This is a genomic window from Leifsonia sp. A12D58 (assembly GCF_047530025.1).
Lineage (GTDB): Bacteria > Actinomycetota > Actinomycetes > Actinomycetales > Microbacteriaceae > Cryobacterium.
This window is the reverse complement of the sequence record NZ_JBLJAT010000002.1, coordinates 192,696-212,240: the sequence shown is the minus strand read 5'-3', so window position 1 is coordinate 212,240 and position 19,545 is coordinate 192,696. Positions and strand designations below refer to the sequence as shown.

At 63.9% G+C, this 19,545-nt stretch carries 15 protein-coding genes; 10 read left to right on the top strand and 5 right to left on the bottom strand.

Annotation, left to right across the window (positions count from 1 at the left end; translation table 11 throughout):
• Nucleotides 1–9 precede the first annotated feature (9 nt).
• Complete coding sequence (locus ACMT3I_RS06835) at nucleotides 10–954, bottom strand: M56 family metallopeptidase (protein ID WP_414803716.1); 945 nt, start codon at nucleotides 952–954, stop codon at nucleotides 10–12.
• A gap of 23 nt (nucleotides 955–977) precedes the next feature.
• Nucleotides 978–1,358, bottom strand: coding sequence for a BlaI/MecI/CopY family transcriptional regulator (locus ACMT3I_RS06830; RefSeq protein ID WP_414803715.1), 381 nt, complete (start codon nucleotides 1,356–1,358; stop codon nucleotides 978–980).
• A 105-nt stretch (nucleotides 1,359–1,463) separates the two neighbouring features.
• Here ACMT3I_RS06830 and ACMT3I_RS06825 point away from each other — a divergent pair, with 105 nt between their 5' ends.
• From ACMT3I_RS06825 to cydC, 4 genes are read left to right on the top strand one after another with little or no spacing between them, the layout of a single operon-like run.
• A complete protein-coding gene (locus ACMT3I_RS06825) occupies nucleotides 1,464–2,876 on the top strand; it encodes a cytochrome ubiquinol oxidase subunit I (protein ID WP_414803714.1) in 1,413 nt (470 codons plus the stop codon).
• 9 nt (nucleotides 2,877–2,885) lie between these two features.
• Nucleotides 2,886–3,890 (top strand): cytochrome d ubiquinol oxidase subunit II, encoded by a 1,005-nt coding sequence (cydB, locus tag ACMT3I_RS06820; protein WP_414803713.1) that lies wholly within the window; start codon nucleotides 2,886–2,888, stop codon nucleotides 3,888–3,890.
• A gap of 6 nt (nucleotides 3,891–3,896) precedes the next feature.
• Nucleotides 3,897–5,561, top strand: a complete 1,665-nt coding sequence (cydD, locus tag ACMT3I_RS06815) for a thiol reductant ABC exporter subunit CydD (protein ID WP_414803712.1) — start codon at nucleotides 3,897–3,899, stop codon at nucleotides 5,559–5,561.
• Nucleotides 5,548–7,302, top strand: coding sequence for a thiol reductant ABC exporter subunit CydC (gene cydC / locus ACMT3I_RS06810; protein ID WP_414803711.1), 1,755 nt, complete (start codon nucleotides 5,548–5,550; stop codon nucleotides 7,300–7,302). The genes cydD and cydC overlap by 14 nt, the downstream gene beginning before the upstream one ends.
• 13 nt (nucleotides 7,303–7,315) lie before the next feature.
• Here cydC and ACMT3I_RS06805 read toward each other — a convergent pair whose 3' ends face one another.
• Nucleotides 7,316–7,975: a DedA family protein gene (locus ACMT3I_RS06805; RefSeq protein ID WP_414803710.1), complete on the bottom strand. Its 660-nt coding sequence runs from the start codon at nucleotides 7,973–7,975 to the stop codon at nucleotides 7,316–7,318.
• Nucleotides 7,976–8,021: 46 nt separating this feature from the next.
• Here ACMT3I_RS06805 and ACMT3I_RS06800 point away from each other — a divergent pair, with 46 nt between their 5' ends.
• From ACMT3I_RS06800 to ACMT3I_RS06775, 6 genes are all read left to right on the top strand, one after another.
• Nucleotides 8,022–9,572, top strand: coding sequence for an anthranilate synthase component I family protein (locus ACMT3I_RS06800; protein ID WP_414803709.1), 1,551 nt, complete (start codon nucleotides 8,022–8,024; stop codon nucleotides 9,570–9,572).
• Nucleotides 9,573–9,724: 152 nt separating this feature from the next.
• Nucleotides 9,725–12,253 (top strand): leucine--tRNA ligase, encoded by a 2,529-nt coding sequence (gene leuS, locus ACMT3I_RS06795; protein ID WP_414804028.1) that lies wholly within the window; start codon nucleotides 9,725–9,727, stop codon nucleotides 12,251–12,253.
• Nucleotides 12,254–12,442: 189 nt separating this feature from the next.
• Nucleotides 12,443–13,273, top strand: coding sequence for a helix-hairpin-helix domain-containing protein (locus ACMT3I_RS06790; RefSeq protein ID WP_414803708.1), 831 nt, complete (start codon nucleotides 12,443–12,445; stop codon nucleotides 13,271–13,273).
• 43 nt (nucleotides 13,274–13,316) lie between these two features.
• Nucleotides 13,317–15,761, top strand: coding sequence for a ComEC/Rec2 family competence protein (locus ACMT3I_RS06785; RefSeq protein WP_414803707.1), 2,445 nt, complete (start codon nucleotides 13,317–13,319; stop codon nucleotides 15,759–15,761).
• Between the two features lie 48 nt (nucleotides 15,762–15,809).
• Nucleotides 15,810–16,838 carry a DNA polymerase III subunit delta gene (holA, locus tag ACMT3I_RS06780; protein ID WP_414803706.1) on the top strand — a complete coding sequence of 343 codons (1,029 nt, stop codon included), beginning with the start codon at nucleotides 15,810–15,812 and terminating at the stop codon, nucleotides 16,836–16,838.
• A gap of 102 nt (nucleotides 16,839–16,940) precedes the next feature.
• Nucleotides 16,941–18,071 carry an aminopeptidase P family protein gene (locus ACMT3I_RS06775; RefSeq protein WP_414803705.1) on the top strand — a complete coding sequence of 377 codons (1,131 nt, stop codon included), beginning with the start codon at nucleotides 16,941–16,943 and terminating at the stop codon, nucleotides 18,069–18,071.
• 215 nt (nucleotides 18,072–18,286) lie between these two features.
• On the opposite strand, the gene rpsT is transcribed toward ACMT3I_RS06775, so the two are convergent.
• Both rpsT and ACMT3I_RS06765 read right to left on the bottom strand, forming a co-directional pair.
• Nucleotides 18,287–18,547, bottom strand: a complete 261-nt coding sequence (gene rpsT / locus ACMT3I_RS06770; RefSeq protein WP_414803704.1) for a 30S ribosomal protein S20 — start codon at nucleotides 18,545–18,547, stop codon at nucleotides 18,287–18,289.
• Nucleotides 18,548–18,665: 118 nt separating this feature from the next.
• Nucleotides 18,666–19,523, bottom strand: coding sequence for an alpha/beta fold hydrolase (locus ACMT3I_RS06765; RefSeq protein WP_414803703.1), 858 nt, complete (start codon nucleotides 19,521–19,523; stop codon nucleotides 18,666–18,668).
• Nucleotides 19,524–19,545 lie beyond the last annotated feature (22 nt).

Below are 19,545 nucleotides of genomic sequence, written 5' to 3'. Positions count from 1 at the left end.
TCAGTCATGTCAGTTGAACAGCAAAAGTGTTGTCGGTACCAGAAGCAGTGAGATTGCCGTGGCTAGAACCATGGCCCTCGAACCGACGGACAGCGGGGGAAGCGGATTCACGAGCCGTCTCACCCGTGGTGTCACCAGGTCGACATGGTCGACCTCGTCGACCACCGGCGCCTGTTCGGGATCGATCCCCACAGCGAGTTCTGGATGCCCTGAGGTTCCGGCTAGCGCGATGGCCCTCGCGAGAACCAGGTCGTCAACCTCGTGCCTGGCCTCGTCATCGGCGAGCATCTCAACCAGGAGTGCCACAGCGTTCTCGGAGCGGTTCGCGATGGGAAACCAAGGCAGCGCGCTGCGCCAGGACTTGAATGTCACCAGGACCAGGGGGTGCTGTTGGCGCAGATGCGCCCTCTCGTGAGCGATCACGGCCTGCAGCTCGTCGGCAGTAAGTAGCTGCATGATGCCGGCTGACAGTACGGTGACCGAGCGCGTCGCTCCAGGCAGGCAATAGGCGACAGGAGCCGCGTACTCGATGACGCGGGTGCCAGGGCGGTCGGGAAGCGGGTCGCTCAAAAGCTCCACGAGCTGGTGATGGCGTCGGCGCTGGCGCTCCGAGCGGAATGATGTCGCCAACAGGTTCATCAGCAGGTGAAACGTCAGCAGCATTGCACCGGTGAGCGCGAGGATGTGATCGAGTCCGACGCCTTCGGGCACCCCATCGAGTGCGTGGGTGGCGAGGGTACCCAGGCCGCTCAGCAACGAGTCGCCGAAGGGGATGAGCCCGTAGCACAGCAGGGCGCCGATCATGGAGAGCCCACCGGCCAGGGCGATCGACTGCCAGAGTGCCAGCGCGGTTCCCGGCGCGCGCGACGGCCACGAGGCATTGGCCAGGGCGATCGGGATCGGCCAAGCTAACGCGATCGCGATGATCGCAAGGACAGTTGCGGCGGTGAACACTCGGAATGTGTCGCTTAGAGGCTCTAGGTCCGTGCGGCAATACCGCCGAGAAGCTGACGAAGTGTTTCTGCTTCCTGGGCACTGACGCTGCCGATGAATCGGGCGAGGGCTGCTTCGCGGTCGGGGGAGGAACCGAGCACCTCGTGCATCATCTCGGCGGTGTGGTCTGCGCGGGACGTGACGGAGCGGTAGACGTGCGGACGGATGCCGCGATCGCGGGTGACGAAGCCCTTGTTTTCAAGGCGTGACAATACGGTTAAGACCGTTGTCGTCGCCAACTCCTTCTTTTCAGCGGCGGCCGACTCCACGACAAGTCGATCTCTTAAATCATTTGCCGACAGCGGCAGCTTTGAATCCCACAGGAGATCCATCACTGCCCTTTCCAACTCACCCAAACTTGCCATAGCGTCGAGTTTACAGGTTGGCAGCTGTAAGTTCTACGGTCTGTAGAGGAGTAGAGTTCTACGTGGCGTAGAAAACTGCGGCCTGGGAAACGAGCGGAGGACCACGTGGTCGACTGGCTAGATCCGTTGCTGTTGTCGAGATGGCAATTCGGACTTACGACGATTTATCACTTCCTGTTTGTGCCACTGACGATCGGGATGTCGCTGACGGTCGCGATCTTCCAAACGGCCTGGGTCCGCACCGGCCACCTCAAATACCTGCAGCTCACGCATTTCTTCGGAAAGATCTTCCTGATCAACTTCGCCATGGGCGTCGTCACCGGAATCGTGCAGGAGTTCCAGTTCGGCATGAACTGGTCTGACTACTCGCGTTTCGTCGGCGATGTCTTCGGAGCGCCGTTGGCATTCGAAGGGATCGTGGCGTTCTTCCTTGAAGCCACCTTTATCGGCCTCTGGATCTTCGGCTGGGACAAACTGCCGAGAAAGCTGCACCTGGCCACTATCTGGCTCGTCGTCATCGGCTCGACGGCATCCGCTTACTTCATCATTGCGGCCAACGCGTTCATGCAGAACCCCGTCGCCTACCAGATCAACGAGGCTAAAGGCAGGGCGGAGCTCACCAGCATCGGGGAGCTGCTCACTAACCCCATCGCTCTCGCGGCGTTCCCACACACGATCTTCGCCTGTTTCATGGTCTCGGCCGGCCTCATCATCTCGGTGTCGGCCTGGCACCTCTCGCGCAACCAGCACATGGAAACCATGCGCCCGGCGCTCAAGCTCGGCCTGTGGATGATGATCATCGCCGGTATCGGTACCACACTCTTCGGTGACCAGCTGAGCCTGGCCATGGTGCAGGCGCAGCCGATGAAGATGGCGGCAGCTGAAGCCCTCTATCACACGGCCACTGGCTACGACGCGTCGTTCTCGCTCTTTACTCTCGGTACACCGGACGGCGTACACGAACTCTTCTCAATCCGCGTGCCGTACCTGCTCTCGCTGTTGTCGACACACTCGTTCGACGGCACCGTCGAGGGCATCAACGACCTGCAGGCGCAGTACGTGCAGATGTATGGCCCTGGAGACTACACACCGATCATCTGGATCACCTACTGGTCGTTCCGCTGGATGATCGCCCTCGGCATCCTGCACATCATCGTCGCGCTCGTCGGTCTCTTCGTCACCCGCAAGGGTCGTCTGCCGAAGGCGAAGTGGGTATGGAAGATCGCCATCTGGACCTTCCCGCTGTCGCTCGCTGCGATGATCGTCGGCTGGATCTTTACTGAAATGGGCAGGCAGCCCTGGATCGTCTTCGGCCTGATGAAGACTGAAGACGGCGTCTCGCCCGGGGTAACAGGGCTTGAAGTCCTGATCTCCCTTGTCGCCTTCACGCTCATCTACGGCATTCTGGCCGTCGTCGAATACAAGCTCATCATCAAGGCTGCCCAAAAGGGCCCGGATGACGCTCCGGAGATCGATCCGGATTCCGGCAAAATCGCCCAACAGGTCACGGTCTACTAGGAGCTCACCATGGATCTCAATATTCTCTGGTTCTGGATAATAGCCGCGCTGTTCATCGGCTACTTCGTCCTCGATGGCTTCGACTTCGGGGTAGGCATGTCTCTGCCATTCCTCGGCAAGGATGACGTCGATCGTCGCGTTCTCATCAACACCATCGGTCCAGTCTGGGACCTCAACGAAACCTGGCTGATCGTTGCCGGTGCTGCACTGTTCGCGGCGTTCCCTGAGTGGTACGCCACGTTGTTCAGCGGGTTCTATCTGGCGCTGCTTGTCATCCTGCTGGCTCTGATCGCGCGTGGCGTCTCGTTCGAGTATCGTCACCAGCGGCCGGAGTCGCGCTGGAAGAGGTCGTTCGACTGGATGATCATCATCGGTTCGGCTGTTCCTGCACTTCTGTGGGGCGTCGCATTCGCGAACATCGTGCAGGGTGTGCCACTCGACGCCGACTTCAACTACACCGGCTCGTTCTTCGACCTCCTGAACCCTTACGCCCTCCTCGGTGGCGTGACGACTCTGCTGTTGTTCTTCACTCACGGCGTGGTATTTGTCGCGCTGAAGACCGATGGTGACATCAGGCACCGCGCTCGCGCGCTGGCAACCAAGGCCGGCATTATCACGATCGTTGTGGCCGCCGTATTCCTGGTCTGGACGACGTTTGCATTCGGCACCGTGGCATCCGCTATCTTCTCGGCGGTTGCGGCCGTCGTGCTGATCAGCGCAGTCATTGCCAACGCTCGCGGCGCGGAGGGCTGGGCCTTCACCTTTATGGCTCTGACCATCGCCTTCGCGGTTCTCTCCCTGTTCGCCTCGCTGTTCCCCGACGTGATGCCGGCGAGCAACGACCCGGCGAACAGCCTGACCGTTGAGAACGCCTCGTCGACGCCGTATACCCTGCAGGTGATGTCGTGGACTGCGTTGATCGCGATGCCGGTCATCCTGCTCTACCAGGGTTGGACATACTGGATATTCCGCAAGCGAGTCTCGCGCGCAAACATCGAAGTCTCAGCTCACTAGGACGGCATGAAACCCCTCGATCCACGGCTGCTCCGCTATGCCAGGGCCTCCCGATCATTCCTCGCCTTCGGGGGAGTGATCGGGTTCACCCAGACCCTGATGATCGTGGCGTTCGCCTGGCTGCTCAGCCAGGCGATCACCAGGGCGATCGATGGTGCGCCTCTCGATGAGATCGCGCGCATCATCGGCGCGCTGGCCGGGGTCATCGTGCTCAGGGCAGTCCTGGTCTGGCTGCAAGAACTCGTGGCGACCAGAGGCGCGGCACAGGTGAAGAGCCAGTTGCGTCGAGGGGTCATGTCGGCCATCGCCCGTCGGGGGCCCGATTGGCTTGCCGGTTCGCAGGCCGCCAGGGTGACCACAGTCACGACGACCGGTCTTGACGCACTCGACAACTATTTCGCCCGGTACCTCCCGCAGCTCATCTTGACAGCCGTCGCCACGCCGATCCTGCTGGTCGTCGTGCTGTGGTCGGACGTGCTGAGTGGGATCACGATGATCATCGTGCTGCCGCTCATCCCGATCTTCATGATCCTGATCGGCTGGGCGACGCGTGCTGTACAGCAGCAACAATGGGAGACCCTTCAGCGGCTGAGCGCGGGGTTCCTCGATCTGATCGGTGGCCTGGCCACCCTCAAGATCTTCGGCCGCGAGAAGCGCCAATTCGGGCGGCTGCGCAGCATCACCGATGACTATCGCGTGCACACCATGAAGGTGCTGAGGGTCTCGTTCCTCAGCGGATTCGTGCTCGAACTCGCGGCGAGCCTGTCGGTGGCGATCGTCGCTGTGGAGATCGGTCTGCGCCTGCTTGACGGCAGGATGCTGTTGGCCACCGGACTCTTCGTGCTGCTCCTCGCGCCAGAGGTCTTCCTGCCGATCCGCAACGTCGGTGCCCAGTTCCACGCGGCTGCCGACGGTATTGCGGCTGCCGACGAGGTATTCGCCATCCTCGACGAAGGGTCAACGGGCAGCTCGGCTGAAGCGTCGGCTTCTGCCGCGCCGCCGGTAGGCACCGCAGGAACCATCGCCGGCGGTGGGGATCTCCGTTTCAGGGGAGTGACGATCGATCGCGGTCCTGTCACAGTCGTTGACAAGCTCGATGCCGACTTCCGGCCAGGGACGCTGAGCGTGATCGCCGGGCCGAGCGGTGTCGGTAAGTCGACGCTTGTCGGCGCATTGCTTGGATTCGTCACATTCGGCGGCGAGATCAGTTTGGGCGGTGAACCACTTGCCCCCGGCACATCCCGCAACTGGCTGGCCTGGGCCGGTCAGCGACCCGGCCTGTTCGCTGGCACGATCGCCGACAACATCAGCCTCGGTGATGAAACACCGGATGCCGCTGCCGTTGTCACCTCGCTCTCGCTGGCCGGCGGGTCTGAGCTTTCTGGCGACACCGTGCTCGGGGTCAACGGTGCTGGCCTCTCCGGCGGCCAGGCGCAGCGCGTAGCTGTCGCCAGGGCGATGTATCGGGTGCTGACCACGAACTGCAGTGTGCTGGTCTGTGACGAACCCAGTTCAGCGCTTGACACTGCGGCCGAGGCCGCGCTCATCGAAGGATTCCGCACTCTTGCGGCCCAGGGAAGGATCGTCATCGTGGTGAGCCATCGCCCCGCCGTTTTGAACGCAGCCGACCAGCTCGTGCGACTGGGGGAGATCGTCAATGTCCACTCCTGATCCTGGTCACGTAGCGCCCGATATTCGACCGATCCTTCGGTTGGCTCAGCCTCGACTTCGCCGGTTTGTACCCGGCCTGGCCGCTGGCCTGCTGAGCGCCTTTGCCGCCGTCGCTCTCCTGGCGACATCCGCCTGGCTCATCACCCGAGCGGCGGAACAACCCCCGCTCCTCTATCTGTCGATGGCCGTCGTCGGTGTTCGGGCGTTCGCGCTCGGTCGCGCTGCGTTCCGCTATCTGGAGCGCGTCACCAGTCACGATGCCGCATTCAGGCAGCTCGCCGACCTGCGGCTCGGTATCTTCAAGCGACTCGTGCCGCTGGCTCCTGACGGACTGGGTGGCACCAAGCGTGGCGACCTGATGACCCGGCTGGTGTCTGACGTCGATGATCTGCAGGACCTTCCGTTGCGGGTCGTGCAGCCGCTGGCCACTGCCGGACTGATCGCTGTGGTGAGCGTCATCGGTGTCTGGCTGATTCTTCCTGCTGCCGGTGTGACCCTGCTGATCTGTCTCATCCTGGCGGCAGTGATCGGCACGCTCAGCGCCGGTGTGCTGGCCGCTCGGGCTGAGCGCAGCATCGCGCCGCTTCGCGGGGCACTGGCCAACGACGTACTCGAGGTTGTTGAGAACCTGGATGTTCTGACCGCGTTCGGTGCGCTGGATCGCCGACTCGAGTCATTGAATCAGGTCGACAGCAAGCTGCGTCGTGCGACGCTTCGGCGCTCGGTCGGTGCAGGCGTGCAGGCGGCTGTCGTCTCGCTGCTGGCCGGCGCTGCAACTGTTGCTGCGCTTGTCACCGGCGTGCCGGTGCTCGGTGCAGACGGCGGGCTGAACGGTCCCGCTCTCGTTGTGATCGTGCTCGTGCCGATGGCAGTGTTCGAGGTGTTCGGCGTCGTTCCCATCGCGGTGAGCGCCTGGCGTCAGGTTCGTTCGAGTGCCGAGCGCGTGGCGACTGCTGTTCCCGCGACGGTGCCCAAGGAGATTCCGGTTGACGACAGCACAGTGTCAGAGGAGCCACTCACAGACGCTGCCCCTGCTTCGGTGCTGCAGCCGACGACGGAGATTCCCGCAGGTGTGGCGCTCGAGCTCACGAATATCAGTGCCAGCTGGCCAGGGGCAACGCATCAGGCAGTTGCCGGTGTGAACCTGCGGCTCGAACCCGGTGATCGTGTTCACCTTTCGGGAGAGAGCGGCGCAGGCAAAACGACCCTCGCCCACGCGCTCGTGCGCTTCCTGGAGTACACCGGTTCGTACACGCTAGACGGCGTCGAGGCGCGCACCCTGCCCCAGGCCGAGGTGCATCGCATCGTCGGACTGTGTGAGCAGCGGCCGTGGTTGTTCGATGACACCATCAGGCAGAACCTGCTGTTCGCGCGCGACACAGCGACGGATGCCGACCTGCTCGCTGTCCTTGGTCGCGTCGGGCTGGCCGGTTGGGTCGAGGCGCGTGGCGGGCTCGATGCACGCGTCGGCGAGCGGGGAGCGCTGGTCTCGGGTGGTCAGGCCCAGCGAATCGCGCTGGCCAGGGCGCTGCTCGCCGAGTTCCCGATTCTCATCGTCGATGAGCCGACGGCCAACGTGGATGCCGGCCAGGGTGATGCACTCATCCGTGACATCCTGACCGCTGCCGCATCGTCACAGCGTGCAGTGCTGTTGATCTCGCACACGCCGGTCCCCGCCGAGCTGATCACGTCAACGCTCGTGCTTGAGGCACCGGTTGAGTTGGAGCAGCGGCAGCGCTGATCTGCGGTGACTCTTACTCGGAGTCGGCCTCGTGCCCGCCTGTCATGTGGCGAGCCTCACGGTGCGAGAGCCACTTCTTGACAGCAAAGGCGAGGAGCAGGAACAGCGCGATGATCCCGACGAAGATGTACCCGGCGAAGTGAAGCCGCTCTGACATCTCCCGGTAGCTACCAGCAGCCGCGGACCCCACTGAGACGTAGGCCACCGCCCAGATGATGCAGGCCGGAATCGTCCAGGCAATGAATTTGCGGTAGCGCATCGGGCTCATGCCGACGGTGAGGGGGATCAGCGAGTGCAGCACGGGCAGGAATCGGGAGACGAAGACCGCGATGCCGCCGCGTTTGCGGAGATAGTTTTCGGCTTTGTTCCAGTTCTTCTCGCCGATCTTTCGGCCCAGCCAACTCCGCTGGATCCACGGGCCGAACGCCCGCCCCAGTGCGAAGCCGATGCTTTCGCCCGCCAATGCCCCCAGAATGACTGCGACGATAAGCGAGAAGTACTCGAGGGGACTCGACACTGCGGTGCTGGCAACGATCACAACGGTGTCGCCCGGCACGACGAGGCCGATCAGAATTGACGTTTCACACAAGATTGCAACGCCGGCGAGCACTGTGCGCAGCACAGGATCGACGCTAGAGACGGTATCCAGTATCCAGCTGAGAATGTCGTTCATCAGACTCAGCCTAAGCGGTCGAACCTGTGCACTCTAGGCTGGTCGTGTGCCAACCCTCACTCGACGTATTCCGTTCCCGGAATGGAGCGAGCCAGATCAAGTCTTCAGCGCACTGTTCGGCAGCGCACGGCACGCCTTCTGGCTGGATGCCGGAGCCGCAGCGAGCACGGGGATGAGCTATCTGGGTGCCGCGGGGCCGTCGTCACGCTGTGTGACGGCATCCATTGATGCGGTGAGTGGTGCCGAAACACTCACTATCAGCAGACCTGCCGATGTGGCTTCTCTGGAGGAGACCCGCGTTGGGTCGATCCTTGAGTATCTGAAGGACGAACTTGCGACCAGCCCCACCGATGCTGATGAGGTGCCCGCATTCTCCCTCGGCTGGGTTGGCTGGTTCGGCTACGAGTGGGGGGCCGGCATGCTCGGGCTCGCCGCTCATCAGTCACCCACTCCTGATGCGGCGTGGCTCGAGGTTGATCGCGCGATTGCGTTTGACCATGCCGCGCGCACCGTCACGCTGCTGGTGAGGGAGACAGTTGGCGGCAGAGACAATTTGGATTCGGCTTCAGACCCGGCTGCGGCTGAAATTGACGAGTGGATCGACTGGGCAACGACCGAATTGCTCGCTCTGCATGACGCGACAGCGCCGCACAACGACTCTGAATCAGTGCCCCGATCTGTGCAGCCCGCACAGTCCGCATCGCTCGCACAGCCCACACAGCCTGCACAGCCCGCACAGCCCGCCGTCACCTGGCGACACAGCGCAGCCGAGTATGCCGATCTCATCCAGCGCTGCCAGGACCACATCCGGGCCGGAGACGCGTATCAGCTCTGCCTCACCAATCAGATACACGTCGATATACATCCTGACCCGCTTGAGACTTATCGCGTTCTTCGTCTGGGGAGTCCGAGCCACCACGGCGGGCTGCTGCGTTTCGGCGATGTGTCGCTGCTGAGCGCCACCCCCGAGCAATTCCTCACCGTGACACCGGCCGGGCAGGTGAGCACCAAACCGATCAAGGGCACGCGCCCGCGGGCAGTGGATGCCGAAGAGGACGCCCGGCTGGCCGCCGAACTGCTCGCCAGCGACAAGGAGCGCGCCGAAAACCTGATGATCGTCGACCTGATGCGCAACGATCTCGGCAAAGTCGCCAGACTCGGATCCGTGCAGGTCACCGACCTGCTGACTGTCGAGAGCTACGAACACGTCCATCAGCTGGTCAGCACGGTCGGAGCAACGCTGGCCGATGGACTCACCGCCGTCGCCGTCATCGCGGCGGCATTCCCGGCCGGTTCAATGACAGGGGCCCCGAAACTGAGGGCCATGGAAATCCTCCATCGGCTCGAGGCGGGGCCGCGCGGGATCTATGCCGGCGCATTCGGCTACCTCGGGCGAGACGGCGGGGTCGACCTGGCCATGGTCATCCGGAGCATCGTGCTCGATCCGAGCGGCGCCTCGATCGGCACCGGCGGAGGGATCACCGCGCTGTCGCGTCCGGCGGAGGAGATCGAGGAGACCCTGGTCAAGGCGAGGGCGCTGGCAACGGTTCTCGGGGTATCCAATGAAGAGTTAGCGATGGCATTGGTCAGGGTTTAGTAACCTAGAAGCTTGGACGGTGCCAGGCTGGCGCCGCATCGAGGCAGAGCCTTGATCATGCACTGAATGAGAGTCACGTGGCACACGAGCACGACACCGCAGCGAACGGCGCATCATCCGACCCATCCGTCGGTCGCGAGAGCGACGAAGAGATCTACGACTTCGCCGCAATCCAGGCCAAGTGGGCGCCGATTTGGGAAGAGCTGAACCCGTTCAGCACCAGCGACCCCGACGACAAGCGTCCGCGCAAGTACGTGCTCGACATGTTCCCTTACCCCTCAGGCGACCTGCACATGGGGCACGCAGAGGTGTACGCGCTCGGTGACATCGTCGCTCGCTACTGGCGCCACCAGGGCTTCAACGTGCTGCACCCGATCGGTTGGGACTCCTTCGGCCTGCCCGCCGAGAACGCCGCCATCAAGCGCGGCATCGACCCGCGCGGCTGGACCTACGACAACATCGCGCAGCAGAAGAAGAGCATGAAGCTCTACGCGGCATCCTTCGACTGGTCGCGTGAAATCCACACCAGTGACCCCGAGTACTACAAGTGGAACCAATGGCTGTTCCTGCAGATGTACAAGAAGGGCCTGGCATACCGCAAGGACAGCTGGGTCAACTGGGACCCGGTAGACCAGACGGTTCTGGCTAACGAGCAGGTTCTTGCCGACGGCACGAGCGAGCGCAGCGGCGCCGTCGTCGTCAAGAAGAAGCTGACCCAGTGGTACTTCAAGATCACCGACTACGCCGACCGCCTGCTCGACGACCTCAACCAGCTTGAGGGCAGCTGGCCGACCAAGGTGCTGAACATGCAGCGCAACTGGATCGGTCGCTCAATCGGAGCGGATGTCGACTTCGCCATCGAAGGCCGCGACGAGCCCGTCAGTGTCTTCACCACGCGTCCAGACACCCTGCACGGTGCGACATTCATGGTGGTTGCACCGGATGCCGACCTCGCGGCTGAACTCGTCGCCGACGCCTCAGACGAGATCAAGGCGGCGTTCGCCACCTACCTCGTTCAGGTGCAGAACAGCACAGAGATCGAGCGTCAGGCGACCGACCGCGAGAAGACCGGTGTCTTCCTCGGCCGTTACGCCACCAACCCCGTCAACGGCGAACGCCTGCCGATCTGGGCTGCAGACTACGTGCTGGCCGACTACGGCCACGGCGCCGTCATGGCCGTGCCTGCTCACGACCAGCGCGACCTCGACTTTGCACGCAAGTTCGACCTGCCCGTGCGGGTCGTTGTCGACACTCTCGCTCCCGTCACGGGCGTCATCCCGGTCATCACCGAGGCGATGCTTGCCGGTGAGGAAGAACTGCCGCCGCTCGATCCCGCTTCTACGGGTGTCGCGCTGGCCGGCGAAGGGCGCCTGATCAACTCTGGTGCCCTCAACGGCCTGAGCAAGAACAACGCGATCAAGCGCATCATCGAGCAGCTCGAAGCAGACGGCAACGGACGCGCAGCGAAGAACTACCGCCTGCGCGACTGGCTGATCTCGCGCCAGCGCTACTGGGGCACCCCGATCCCGATCATCCACGGCGAAGACGGCACTGAGATTCCTGTACCTGAAGACCAGCTGCCCGTGCTGCTGCCTCCGACCGAGGGTCTCGACCTGAAGCCGAAGGGCACCTCGCCGCTCGGTGGAGCCACGGATTGGGTCAACGTTGTGAACCCGATCGATGGCACCCCCGCCAAGCGCGATGCCGACACGATGGATACCTTCGTTGACAGCTCGTGGTACTTCCTGCGGTTCCTCAACCCGAACGACGACACCAAGGCGTTCGACCCGAAGGAAGCCGAGAAGTGGGCTCCGGTCGACCAGTACGTCGGTGGAGTCGAGCACGCCATCCTGCACCTGCTGTACGCCCGTTTCATCACCAAGGTGCTCTTCGACCTCGGCTACGTCTCGTTCACCGAGCCGTTCACGGCGCTGCTCAACCAGGGCATGGTCATCCTCGATGGCGCCAAGATGTCGAAGAGCAAGGGCAACCTGGTGTACTTCACGGAGGAAGTCGACCGTCACGGTGTCGACGCCGTTCGCCTCACGATGGCGTTCGCCGGCCCACCGGAAGACGACATCGACTGGGCAGACGTCTCCCCGGTCGGCTCGGCCAAGTTCCTCGCTCGCGCCTGGCGTGTTGCGCGTGATGTGACGAGCGCGCCCGACGTCGAGTGGAAGACCGGCGACGAATCCCTGCGCCGCGTTACCCACCGCCTGCTCGCCGACGCACCTGGCCTCGTCGAGTCGTTCAAGTTCAATGTCGTTGTCGCCCGTCTGATGGAACTCGTGAACGCCACCCGCAAGGTGATCGACACAGGCGCAGGCGCAGCGGATGCTGCAGTGCGCGAGGCCGCAGAGGTCACCGCGATGATGCTCAACCTGTTCGCGCCGTACGCGGCAGAAGACATGTGGGCGCACCTTGGCTACGAAGCAACCGTTGCACTCGTACCGTGGCGCAAGCCCGACCAGACGCTCTTGGTCGACGAGTCGGTCACCGCTGTTGTGCAGGTCGACGGCAAAGTTCGTGACCGCCTTGAGGTCTCGCCGAAGATCTCGAGCGACGAGCTCGAGAAGATGGCTCGTGAGTCGGCAGCTGTCATCCGTTCAATCGGTGACCGTACGATCGTGAAGGTCATTGTGCGCGAACCGCGCATGGTGAGCGTCGTCACGAAGCCGTAGTTTCGCTGCTTTCGTTGTTTCAACGCGCGTGCCCGCCGACAGTTGATGTCGGTGGGCACGCGCTGTTCGTACGTGAATACGAGTTCTCCGTGGAGCGGCTGGCCCTCCACAGGGCGCTGTCGTGGCTTGCTGCCCACAGGGCAACATAGGTGGTGATTGTTCACCGTTTCATCGTTCTAGCCTGTGGGGATGGAGGATCCCGAGGCACCTGAGGATCCATTCGCGTCGCTGGCTCCGTCGGCCAGGCGTGGTGCGCGGGGCGCCGATTTTTCCACGTCTGCGTCGGCCACGCGACGGTCAGAGTCGTCACGAGCCGCAGCCCGGTGGCGAGTGGGCGTGGGTGCGTCGATCGTGTTGTTGGTGGCGGCTCTGGCCGTTGCGATTGTGATCTCAGCGATTTCCCAGCAGAGCAACCGGTCGACTGTGCGGCTGGATTCGGCTGTGTCAGGCACGGATGGCGGTGCCGGGAATGGCATGGATGACGGGGCACCTGCCGGGACCGGGACTTCCCCGACCGGTAGCGCCGGTGGCGCCGTAGGCGGGTCTGGCGGCGCGATCATTTTTGTTCACGTGCTTGGATCGGTAGCCAATCCGGGCCTCTACGAGCTGAGCGACGGTTCACGGGTCGTCGACGTGATCGCTGCCGCCGGTGGTTTGGCGGAGAACGCCGACCAAGGTGGCGTCAACCTCGCGCGCGTGGTGTCCGACGGGGAACAGCTCTATGTGCCAGCTGTCGGTGAGGTGATCGCGGGCGGCGGAGCAGCTGGAGCCAGCGGCGGCGCAGGCGCAGGTTCCAGGGAGGGAAACTCAGGAAGCGCGGCTACCGGCGCGAAGGTCAATCTCAATCTGGCCAGCAGCGCAGAACTGCAGGCGCTGCCACGCATCGGTGAGGCAATGGCGCAGCGCATCATCGACTATCGCGAGGCGAACGGCCGATTCTCCAGCATCGACGATCTCCGCAGCATTTCCGGGATCGGTGAGAAGACCTTCGAGGCACTCAAAGAGCTGGTGACGGTGTGAGCGCCGTGGGTGCCGCGGGTGCCGCGGGCGAAAGGGTGACGGCGTGATCGGCCCGAACGGACGATCCTCGTCTCCGAGCCGCAGAGCGACGGTCGACGCCAGGCTTGCAGTTCCCGCGGCTGCATGCTGGGCCACAGCGGGAGTCCTGATCGGCCTGCCCGGTACCGCACGATACGCACTCGTTGTACTTTGGGCTGCGGCGATTGTCGTCATCACCGTCGTCGTGGCCACCGTCCCGGTCGTGCCACCGTCCAGACGGCGCATGCTGATTCGCCGAGCCATGCCGTTGGCCTGCGTGAGCCTGGCCGCTGCCGCGTTGGTGGCATCCGCTATCGCTGTCGCCGAACCCCGCCGGATGCCGGCATCGATCTCGTCGGCGGTCAGCACGCATGAACGGGTCGACGTGCTGGTGACGCTCTGGTCGCAGGCCACAGAGCGCCGTGCCGGCGGCGGTATGTTCGCGTCGGGCACAGGTACCCCGCTCAGGGCACGTGGCACAATCACCGCGCTCGTGGACGAGCCGGACTCGTCAGGCGCGAGAGGCGCAGAGACCATCTCGGTGCCTGCGGTGATCTTCTTCGAGGCCGACGCCTCGGGCACCCGATATGAAATCGGCACGTCGCTCGCTCTCACCGGCACGATGGTGGCAGCCGATGCGGGAGACGCTGCGGCAGTCCTGTTCTTTGGTAGCGGGGTGGCAGAAGAACGTGCACCACCATCATGGTGGCTGGCCTGGGCAAATACGCTGCGCACCGGATTCGCCGTGGCGGCGACCGACTTGCCTGGCGATGGAGCCGCACTTTTGCCTGGGCTGTCGATCGGTGACACCTCGGCGGTCACCGACGATCTCGACACCGCGATGAAGCAGAGTTCGCTCAGTCATTTAACGGCCGTTTCCGGTGCGAATTGTGCGCTTGTGATTGCGATAGTCATGGTCTGTGGCGGCTATCTGCGCCTGCGCCGCGGCGTACGGATCGCCCTGTCGCTGATCGTGCTGCTCGGTTTCGTGGTGCTGGTCACCCCTGAGGCAAGCGTGCTCAGGGCGGCGGTGATGGCATCGATCGTAATGTTCTCGCTGGGCGCGGGACGGCCGGGCAGGGGCGTGCCTGCACTGTTGCTCGCGGTGATCGTGCTGCTGACGATCGACCCGTGGCTGGCCGGTAACTACGGTTTCGCGCTCTCGGTGCTGGCGACCGGCGGGCTGTTGGTGCTGGCAGCGCCACTGGCAAAGGTCATGGCCCGATGGATGCCAGCGGGCATCGCTGCACTGCTGGCGCTGCCTCTCGCTGCACAGCTGGCCTGCCAGCCGGTGCTGATCCTGTTGAGTCCGACGATTGCGCTTTACGGCGTGCCAGCGAACCTGTTGGCAGCACCGGCAGCGCCAATGGCTACCATCTTGGGCCTGTTCGCTTGCATCCTGCTGCCTGTGTTGCCCGGAGTCGCAGACGCGGTCATGCAGATCGCCTGGGTGCCATCAGTGTGGATTGCTGCCACCGCGAGGTACACGGCCGGCTTGCCGGGCAGTCGACTCCCATGGTGGGACGGGCTGCTAGGCCTGACGGCGCTGGTGCTCCTGACCGCGGTGGTGCTCATGCTTATGCTCCGCCGGATCCCGGGGCCAGAGCATCGGATAGAAACTGCAGCCAGGGCAATCGGCCTCGCTGCAGTGCTGGCGGTTGTCGGCGCGTATGCGGGCGCCGCGATCGGCGGGGTCATCGGTCGCACGGCCAGCTTTCCGGCGAACTGGCAGATCGCCGCCTGTGACATCGGCCAGGGCGACGCCGTTGTCGTGCGGGACGGCGACAGCATCGCGCTCATCGATGTGGGGCCGGATCCCGTACCGCTGGCCGACTGCCTGGACGAACTTGACGTGAACCACATCGATCTACTGGTGCTGACCCACTACGACCAGGATCACGTCGGTGGGCTCGATGCAGTGCTCGGGATCGTGACGCTCGCCCTGGTCGGTGCACCCACCAGTGCGAAAGACGAGCACGTCCAGGCGCGCCTGAGTGCTGGCGGCGCTGAACTGCGCCGGGCAGCCAGTGGCGACGGCGGGCTGCTCGGTGAGCTGGTCTGGCGGGTGCTCTGGCCGCGCGGCACCGGACCCCCGACCGCCGGTAACGACGGCAGCGTCGTGGTGACATTCGAGGGCCGGGGCATCCGCTCGATCTTCCTCGGTGACTTGGGAGAAGACAGTCAGCAGGCGGTGTGGGCTGCGGCGAAGCCGGCGAGCGTGGATGTCGTCAAAGTCGCTCACCATGGATCGGGCGATCAGAGCGCTGAGCTTTACCGCAAGCTGCAGGCAACCGTCGGACTAATCTCGGTCGGCGCAGACAATGGATACGGCCATCCGACAGCAGGCTTGCTGCGAATGCTCACGGATGCGCACACCACTGCCCTTCGTACCGATTTGCGGGGGTTGCTGGTGATCGCGCCGAGTCCGGCCGGGGGAGGCGCCCTCACCGTCTGGACCGAACGCAGATGACTGACAGTGGTCACGGCTAGGCTGGATACGCACGAGAAAAGGAGCCGAGTGGCTACACGAACTGCAGCATCAAGCCGCGCAAAGACCCAAGTGGCGATCCCGCAGCTCAGCTGGAATCAGGTGCGCCCCGCGCCCATCGTTCTGGTGTCAGGCACCGAGGGATTCCTGGCCGAGCGCGCGATCCGGCAACTGCGTGATTTTCTCAAGCTCGAAGACCCGAGCATTGAAGTCAGCGACATCCAGGCCGACAGCTATGCGCCGGGCGAACTGCTGACCCTCGCCAGCCCCTCACTGTTCAACGAACCGAGGCTCATCAGGGTCTCCTCGGTCGAAAAGACCAGCGATACGTTCCTCGAAGAGATCCTCGACTACATCAAGAATCCGGCTGATGACACCTACGTGATCCTGCGGCACGGCGGGGGAGTACGCGGCAAGAAGCTGCTCGACACGCTGCGCAGCGGTGTCGGCGGAGCCGTCGAGGTCGTCTGCACCGAACTGAAGAAAGACACCGAGAAGTACGAGTTCGCCTCGAACGAGTTCAAGGTCGCCGGCAAGAGAGTTACGGCCAGCGCGTTGCGCGCCCTCGTCGCGGCTTTCTCCGACGACCTGGCCGAGATGTCTGCCGCCTGCCAGCAGCTCATCTCAGATGCCACCTCCGAGGTCACCGAGACGACGGTCGACCGTTACTACGGCGGCCGAGTCGAAACCAATGCGTTCAAGGTGGCGGATGCCGCGATCGCCGGTCGCAACGGTGAGGCCTTGATCACGCTGCGTCACGCGCTGGCCTCCGGTGCCGACCCGGTGCCGATCGTCGCTGCATTTGCGAGCAAGATCCGCACTATGGCGAAGCTGTATGGCGTGCGCGGAGGTAGCGGCCAGCTCGCATCCCAGTTCGGGCTCGCACCGTGGCAGGTAGAGCGCGCCCAGCGTGACTTGCGCGGCTGGACCGATGAAGGCATGGCCCGCACCATCGAGGTGCTGGCCGAGACCGACGCATCCATCAAGGGTGCAGGTCGCGACCCGGTCTTCGCGCTTGAACGTCTGATCGGTGTCATCGCTCGGCGCGGAGCCCTCTAGGGCCCGGCCTTCCCGTGTGTGCGGCGTGATGCGCTGCCGCCAGCGACTTCACAGCGGTCGGAATCGGTGGGATCCTCGACAGAGAGAGCCGAGGAGGCACCGATGAATCCCGAAGCAAAGCTGGCCGCGTTCACGAGCGCAGACTACGCGGCCCGAATGGCCCGTGTCGTCGACGACGCGCAGGCGGCGGGCCTGGATGGCGTGCTGGTCACACCAGGGCCGGACCTCGTTTGGCTCACCGGGTATCAGCCGACCGCCATCACCGAGCGGCTGACGATGCTGGTGCTCACCCCCGACGCGCCTCCCTCGCTGCTCGTGCCGATCCTGGAACGGGCGGATGCTGAAGCCGCGGCCGGCGCGCCTGGCATCCAGATCTCCGATTGGAACGACGGCACCGACCCGTACCAGGTGGCGAGCGGGCTGTTTCGGCAGGACGGACGGTTCGGGATCTCCGACTCGGCCTGGGCGATGCATTTGCTGGGGCTGCAGGACAACGCGCCAGAGACCCGCTACCACTCGATCAGCGAGGCGCTGCCGATGATGCGTGCCATCAAGGATGCCGAAGAACTCGCCCGGCTGGCACTGGCCGGAGCTGCAGCGGATGCGACCTACTACGAGATCGTGAACCTGCAGTTTGCCGGCCGCCGAGAGTCGGAAGTGGCTGCCGACCTCGCCCGTCTCCTCCGCGAGTTCGGGCACGAGCAAGTCGACTTCACAATCGTCGGTTCGGGGCCAAACGGGGCGAAGCCGCACCACGAATCCGGCGAACGCGTCATCCAGGTCGGCGATGCTGTTGTGCTGGACTTCGGCGGCCTGATGAACGGATACGGCTCGGACACGACGCGTACTGTCTGTGTCGGCGAGTCGACGGCGGAACAGCGTGACGTGCATGAGATCGTCCGGCAGGCGCAGCAGGCGGCGTTTGATGTCGTAGCCCCGGGAGTGCCATGCCAGGAGGTCGATCGGGTCGCCCGCGCCGTGATCTCCGATGCGGGCTATGGCCGCGAGTTCATCCATCGTACGGGGCACGGAATCGGCGTCACCACACACGAGCCGCCATACATGGTTGAGGGTGAGGAGCAGCTGCTCCAGCCAGGGATGTGCTTTTCGATCGAACCGGGCATCTATCTGGCCGATCGATTCGGGGTGCGCATCGAGGACATCGTCACGGTCACCGAGATCGGCGGCGAGCGGTTCAACAACACCGACCGCACGCTGCGTATCGTCGAATAGCGGGGTTGCGGCCGTGCCCGTGCCCGTGCCCGTGCCCGTTCCCGTTCCCGTTCCCGTGCCCGTTCCCGAGCCCGCGAAATCGGAGTTGTGGTCAGTCTGAGCGCTTCATAACGACCACAACTCCGATTTCGCGGCCCCCCACACACACAACGCAAAGAACCCCCACCTCGAAAGGCGGGGGTTCTTATGGATGTGCCCGAAGGCGCATGTGCTACTTAGAGGGAGGAAACTGCCTTAGCAATTGCCGACTTCTTGTTTGCAGCCTGGTTCTTGTGGATGACGCCCTTGCTGACGGCCTTGTCGAGCTTCTTCGAAGCGACGGCGAGGTTGACTACGGCCTTGTCCTTGTCGCCAGCGGTTACAGCTGCGCGGGTCGCGCGGACAGCGGTCCTGACCTCGCTCTTGACGGCCTTGTTGCGGTCCTGGGCCTTCTTGTTGGTGCCAATACGCTTGATCTGCGACTTGATGTTTGCCACGTTTATACGCTCTCGTTCGGTTCTAATTGGATGTGCCGCTAGACGGTAGAGGGGCGTTTCGCGGCGAAAGTCGTGTGGGGTGGGACCCATCACGCAAGTCAACAAGCAACGTTACCAGTTATTTGCCTTGGCGAACAATCGAGGGCGCGGGTGTGTCCGCGGATGTATCGACCGGTGAACGGGCAGGTGCGGTGCCGGGTGCATCGGACCCTGCGCCGGCAGCGTCGAGCTCGGCTGCGATTCGCCGCAGGGCCGCCGTAAACCGTTCCGGTTGCGACAGGCTTGCCAAGTGCGAAGCCCCGCCGACAACCACGAGTCTGGCGCGAGGATTCGCGGCCAGGAAGCGCCGTTCGTGCAGCCGGAAGTGGTCGAACTGGCCATTGAGCAACCAGATAGGCCCCGGATAAGCGGCGAGGTCAGCCAATGGATCGAGTTGGCCGGTCGCGGTGAGCCCGGTCGCCATCACGTCGAGGGCGACTCCACCCGCCATCACGTCGCTGACCCCACTGGCCGGCAGCGTGCGCTTCACCATTTCAGTGTGCAGCCAGAGTCCTTTGTCCGGCATGCAATGGATCAGGTCTGCCAGCGTGATGTACCCCCGCAGCGGCAATCCGAGGGGGAGGGCTGAACAGTCGGCAGCAACGAGCCCGAGCACGCGATCCGGGTTCTTTGCCGCATAGGCCATGGCGAAGTAACCGCCGAGTGAGAGGCCAACGAGTATCACGGGTTCGCCATCCGGGGCCAGCGCATTCATGCCGGCGTCGATCGACCCCAGCGCGGCATCCACGGTGAACGCGGTGTCCGTGCTGGTTCCGTGGCCCGGTAGGTCTATGGCCAGCACGCGGTAGCCGGCATCCGTCAACGCCGACACCTGATGGCGCCACATTGTCGACGAGGTGCGGATGCCGTGCACCAGCAGGATCGCAGTTGCCTCGGTCATCTGTACCTCGCCTGGGTCGTCGTCAATGGCATGCATGGGTCGAGTTTCTGTGACCTGG

Coding starts and splice junctions, on each gene's coding strand:
- ACMT3I_RS06775 (WP_414803705.1), top strand. CDS start 16,941: ATGAATCCCGAAGCAAAGCTGGCCGCGTTCACGAGCGCAGACTACGCG.
- cydD (WP_414803712.1), top strand. CDS start 3,897: ATGAAACCCCTCGATCCACGGCTGCTCCGCTATGCCAGGGCCTCCCGA.
- cydC (WP_414803711.1), top strand. CDS start 5,548: ATGTCCACTCCTGATCCTGGTCACGTAGCGCCCGATATTCGACCGATC.
- cydB (WP_414803713.1), top strand. CDS start 2,886: ATGGATCTCAATATTCTCTGGTTCTGGATAATAGCCGCGCTGTTCATC.
- ACMT3I_RS06765 (WP_414803703.1), bottom strand. CDS start 19,523: ATGCATGCCATTGACGACGACCCAGGCGAGGTACAGATGACCGAGGCA.
- ACMT3I_RS06790 (WP_414803708.1), top strand. CDS start 12,443: ATGGAGGATCCCGAGGCACCTGAGGATCCATTCGCGTCGCTGGCTCCG.
- ACMT3I_RS06805 (WP_414803710.1), bottom strand. CDS start 7,975: ATGAACGACATTCTCAGCTGGATACTGGATACCGTCTCTAGCGTCGAT.
- ACMT3I_RS06830 (WP_414803715.1), bottom strand. CDS start 1,358: ATGGCAAGTTTGGGTGAGTTGGAAAGGGCAGTGATGGATCTCCTGTGG.